This window comes from Corallococcus sp. AB045 (assembly GCF_003668895.1).
In the GTDB taxonomy this organism is placed as follows: domain Bacteria; phylum Myxococcota; class Myxococcia; order Myxococcales; family Myxococcaceae; genus Corallococcus; species Corallococcus coralloides.
The window spans coordinates 1-4692 of sequence record NZ_RAWN01000359.1 but is presented as its reverse complement, the minus strand read 5'-3'; the positions used below and the strand labels follow the sequence as shown (position 1 = coordinate 4692).

Genomic DNA, 4692 nt, shown 5'->3' with positions numbered 1-4692 from the left:
CCCCCAGGGAGCCCACCCATGGTGCACGAGCAAGCGTCGACCGCCACCGAAGTCCCGCCCGCCGGGTGGCTCGCGCGCCCCGTGAGCGTCCTGCTGGCGCCGCAGTTGGAGACGCTGTCGGAGCGGCTGGCGCGGATGGCGGACCTCTCCGCCCGCGAGCGCGAGGTCGTGGAGACGGCGGCCCGGCAGGCCGTGGGCTTCAGCGCCCAGCTCAAGCTCAACCGGGTGTTGCTCCTGGAGCTTCACGCTGCGGGGTTGGAAGGGTGGCTGGACGCCACGGACACCGAGGGCCGGTGGAACCAGTTCCTCGACCGGGCGTGCACCTCCGGCTTCCACGCGCACCTGCGCGAGCGCTATCCGCCGCTCCTCGAGCGGCTGGCCACCGTGGGCCGGCTCCAGGTCCAGGCGGTGTCGCGGCTCGCGGAGCGGTTCGTCGCGGACCGGGACGCGCTGTCCGCGTTGCCAGGTCAGCCTCGCGGCGCGCTGAAGCGGCTGCGGCTGGGCGAGGGCGATGCCCACCGGGGCGGCCAGACGGTCGCGCTGCTGGAGCTGGAGGAGGGGCAGGTGCTCTACAAGCCCCGGTGCATGCGCGTGGACCGCGCGCTGGAGGGGCTGCTGTCGAGGCTGCTCGCGCCGGACGACGCCGCCACGCGCATCCGCGTGCCGTCCGTGCTGGTGCGCGCGGGCTACGGCTGGGCGGAGTTCGTGGAGCACCGCTTCTGCGAGGGCGAGACCGAACTCGCGCGCTTCTACCGGAACCTGGGTCACTGGCTCGCGGTGATGCGCCTGCTGGGAGGCACGGATCTGCACTCGGAGAACCTCATCGCGCACGGGCCCGTGCCCGTGGTGGTGGACGTGGAGAGCCTCTTCACCCCGGATCCGCCCGTGCCTCCGGCGGAGCGCGGGCTGGCGGTGGACCTGGCGGCGAAGGCCATCCGGGGCACCGTGCTGAGGACCGGTCTGCTGCCCGTGCGCAGCGGAGGCCCGGGCCTGGGCGGACTGGACATCTCCGCGGCGGGTTCCCTCCCGGGCCAGCAGCCGCGCATCCAGGTGCCCACCATCGTGGGCGGCGGCTCGGACGCGGCCCGCCTGGGCATGACGTGGGTGGAGCGTCCGCCGTCGAGGAACCATCCCAGCCCGGAGCCCGTGCTCGCGCGGCATTGGGATCAGGTCGTCGGCGGCTTCCGCGAGCTCACGTCGCGGATGAAGGCGCTGGACGCGGACGGAGCGCTGCGCCCGCAGCTGGAGCCATTCATGGGCGCGGTGGTCCGGCGCATCCTGCGGCCCACGCAGACCTATTCGGAGCTGCTGCGCATGCTCTGGCACCCGGCGTCGCTGCACGACGCGCCCAAGGCCCGCGCGAAGGCGCACGACGTGATGCGCCGCAACGCCGAGGTCTCCCCGGGTGCGCCGTCCTCGGCGCCCGTCATCGAGGAGGAGCTCGCGGACCTGTGCGTGGGGGACATCCCCGTGTTCACGCTGCCCGTGACCCGGAGCGTGATCGACGCCACGGTGGAGGCGTGGCGTTCCGTGGATGAGTCGCTGGAGGAGATGACCATCCAGAGCACGTTGATCAGCGCCTATCTCAACGAGAAGGCCCTGCCACCACGCGTCCCCGCGCCGGTCACGTCCGCGCGCAAGGAGCGCCTGGATGCGCGGCGCCGGGCCCAGCTGTCCACGCTGGTCCGCCGCGTGCGCGACGCGGCCGTGCGGGGACCGGACGGGACGGTGACGTGGATCAGCCCGGTGCTCGCCGAATACGGCTGGGCGGTGCGGCCGCTCTCCGCCGAGCACTACAGCGGACAGGGCGGCGTCGCGGTGGTGCTGGCCCAGTACCTGCGCGAGGTCCACCACGGCCGAGCGGACGCGGTGGAGGGACTGCCGGAGCTGCTGGACGGCACGCTCGCGGTGCTGCGCGCCACGGAGGACCGCGTGCCGGTGAAGTCGCCGGGGGGCTTCTCCGGGCTCGCGTCACAGGTGTGGATCTGGTCCACGCTGCACGACCTGGGCACCGTCCCTGGCGCGCTGGACAGGGCCCGCGAGCGCGCGGCGGTGCTGACGCCCCAGGTGCTGGAGGCCGACGGACTGCTGGAGGTGCTCGGCGGCGTGGCGGGCGTCATCGTCCCGCTGCTCAACCTGGTGGACCAGACGGGCGAACCGAAGTGGCTGGACCTCGCGGCGCACGCGGGGCGGCGGCTGGAGGACACGGCGCGGAGCGTGGCGGGGGACGCGCGGTGGTCCACGTCGATGTTCCCGGAGCCCATCGGCGGCTTCGCGCACGGCACGGCGGGCATCGCCTGGGCGCTGGCGCGGCTGGGCCTGAGCGCGGCGGGGACGGCGGCGGACCGGCGGCGGTGGCGAAGCCTCTCTGAGCGCGCCTTCGACTTCGTGGACGGGCTCTACCGGCGGGACGTGGGCAACTGGACGGACCTGCGCCGCCCGGACGCCACGGATCAACTGACGACCTGGTGCCACGGGAGCACGGGCATCGGCCTGGCGGCGGCGGACCTCTTCGCGCGCACGGGGATGCCCCGCTACGGGGACCTGTTCCAGCGGGCCCGGGCCGCGGCCGTGCGCGAGGGCTTCGGCTGGACCCACACCCTGTGCCATGGCGACCTGGGACTGTGGGAGCTGCTGGAGACGGCGCGGCGGCTGTCCTCGGAGCCGCTCGGGCCGGACCGGGAGACGCTGGACGCGGAGCTGATCTCTGGCCTGGAGGCGCGTGGCCCGGTGGCGGGGCTTGCCCGTGACGCCTTCTCACCCGGGCTGATGGCGGGGCTGGGCGGCGTCATCCACACGCTCTTGCGCATGCACCCGGAGAGCCGGCTCGCGTCGCCGCTGCTGCTGGGGCGCGCGGGGGACTTGGACCCGGACGCGTTCTGATGCGTGCGTCACCGGCCCGCCCGTGACGGGAGGCCGGTGACGCGGAAGGGACGTCAGTCGCGGGTGTCGCGGCGCACGGTGACCTTGCGGCCGCGCAGCGTGGAGCCCTTCAGCGCGGAGATGATGCGCGCGGCCTCCGGCTCCGGCACCTCCACGATGGAGTACATGTCCGCGATGTGGATCGCGCCGATGCGCGAGGAGTCGAGCCCCGCCTCGCCCGCGATGGCGCCCACCAGGTCCGCCGGCCGCATGCCCGCGGTGCGGCCCGCGCCGATGAACAGGCGCGTGACGTTCCACTCCGGCGCGCGCGGGGGACGCGCGGGGGCCCGCTCGGACCGTTCGCCGCGCTCGGCGCGCTCGCCCCGGTCGGCGGTGCGGGGGCCTCGCGACGGGCGTTCGGCGTCGCGGTCCGCGAACCGGCCCGGAGGCCCGGAGCGCTCCGTGCGCGGGACCTTCCGCTCCGCCGGCGCCGACACCTGGGGAATGTCCTGATCGGAGGAGTCCTTGCCCTCGTCCTCCTTCTCCTGGAGCAGCTTGATGGCGGCGGCGGCCACGTCCATGACGCTGAACTCGCCGGACAGGTCCTCCGCGATGCCGCGGAACGCGTCCAGCTCCCCGCCCACGAGCGCCTCGCGCAGCGACGAGCGGATCATCTCCAGCCGGCGTGCGCGCAGGTCCGACACGGTGGGGACCGCGGTGACCTCGATGCGCTGGCCGGTGAGCCGCTCGATGTTGCGCAGCAGCCGGTGCTCGCGGGGCTCCAGCAGGGTGATGGCCACGCCCTCGCGGCCGGCGCGGCCCGTGCGGCCGATGCGGTGCACGTAGGCCTCCGGCGCGTTGGGCACGTCGAAGTTCACCACGTGCGTCAGCCGGGGGATGTCCAGGCCGCGCGCCGCGACGTCCGTGGCGATGAGCAGGTCCGCCGCCTGCGACTTGAACTGCTTGATGACGCGGTCGCGCTGCTCCTGGCTCATGCCGCCGTGCAGCGCGTGCGCGCGCCAGCCCCGGCCGTTGAGGGACGTGGTGAGCTCATCCACCTCCGTGCGCGTGCGGCAGAACACGATGGCGGCGGTGGGGGACTCCAGGTCCAGCACGCGGCCCAGCGTGGCGATCTTGAACGCGCGCGGCACGATGTAGGCCGTCTGCCGGACGCGCGGCATCTCCCCGGCCTCCAGCTTCTCCTTCTCGATGCGCACGCGCACCGGCTCGTGCAGGTGGCGCTCCGCGATGCTGGCGATGCGCGGGGGCAGGGTGGCGGAGAACAGCGCCGTCTGCCGCTTCTCGGGCGTCTCTGAGAGGATGGCCTCCAGGTCGTCCGCGAAGCCCATGTCGAGCATCTCGTCCGCTTCGTCCAGGACCACGGTCTGCACCTGGTCCAGCTTCAGCGTCTTGCGGCGCAGGTGATCCAGCGCGCGGCCCGGCGTGGCGACGATGACGTCCACGCCGCGCTTGAGCACGCGCAGCTGCCGGCCGATCTCCTGGCCGCCGTAGAGCGGGAGCACGCTGACGCCCAGCTTCTGGCCGTAGCGGTGGATGGCCTCGGACACCTGCATGGCCAGCTCGCGCGTGGGCACGAGCACCAGCGCGGAGGTGCTGTGCGGCGCGGCGGCGCCGGGCTTCAGGTGCTGGAGGAGCGGAAGCGAGAACGCGGCCGTCTTGCCGGTGCCCGTGGCGGCAATACCCAGCAGGTCCTTCTGGGCCAGCAGCGGCGGGAGCGCGGCGGCCTGGATGGGGGTGGGCTCTTCGTAGCCGAGCGACGTCAGCGCCTCAACGAGGTCGGGCTTGAGCCCGAGGGCGTCGAAGGAGGGG

Annotated in this window: 2 protein-coding genes; one reads left to right on the top strand and one right to left on the bottom strand. The window is 74.0% G+C overall.

Annotated features, from left to right (window positions below):
* Positions 1 to 18 precede the first annotated feature (18 nt).
* Complete coding sequence (locus D7Y21_RS40380; protein WP_120563124.1) at positions 19 to 2883, top strand: type 2 lanthipeptide synthetase LanM family protein; 2865 nt, start codon at positions 19 to 21, stop codon at positions 2881 to 2883.
* A gap of 53 nt (positions 2884 to 2936) precedes the next feature.
* Here D7Y21_RS40380 and D7Y21_RS40375 read toward each other — a convergent pair.
* The coding region (locus D7Y21_RS40375) for a DEAD/DEAH box helicase (RefSeq protein ID WP_147469523.1) at positions 2937 to 4692 on the bottom strand (1756 nt) is incomplete at its 5' end.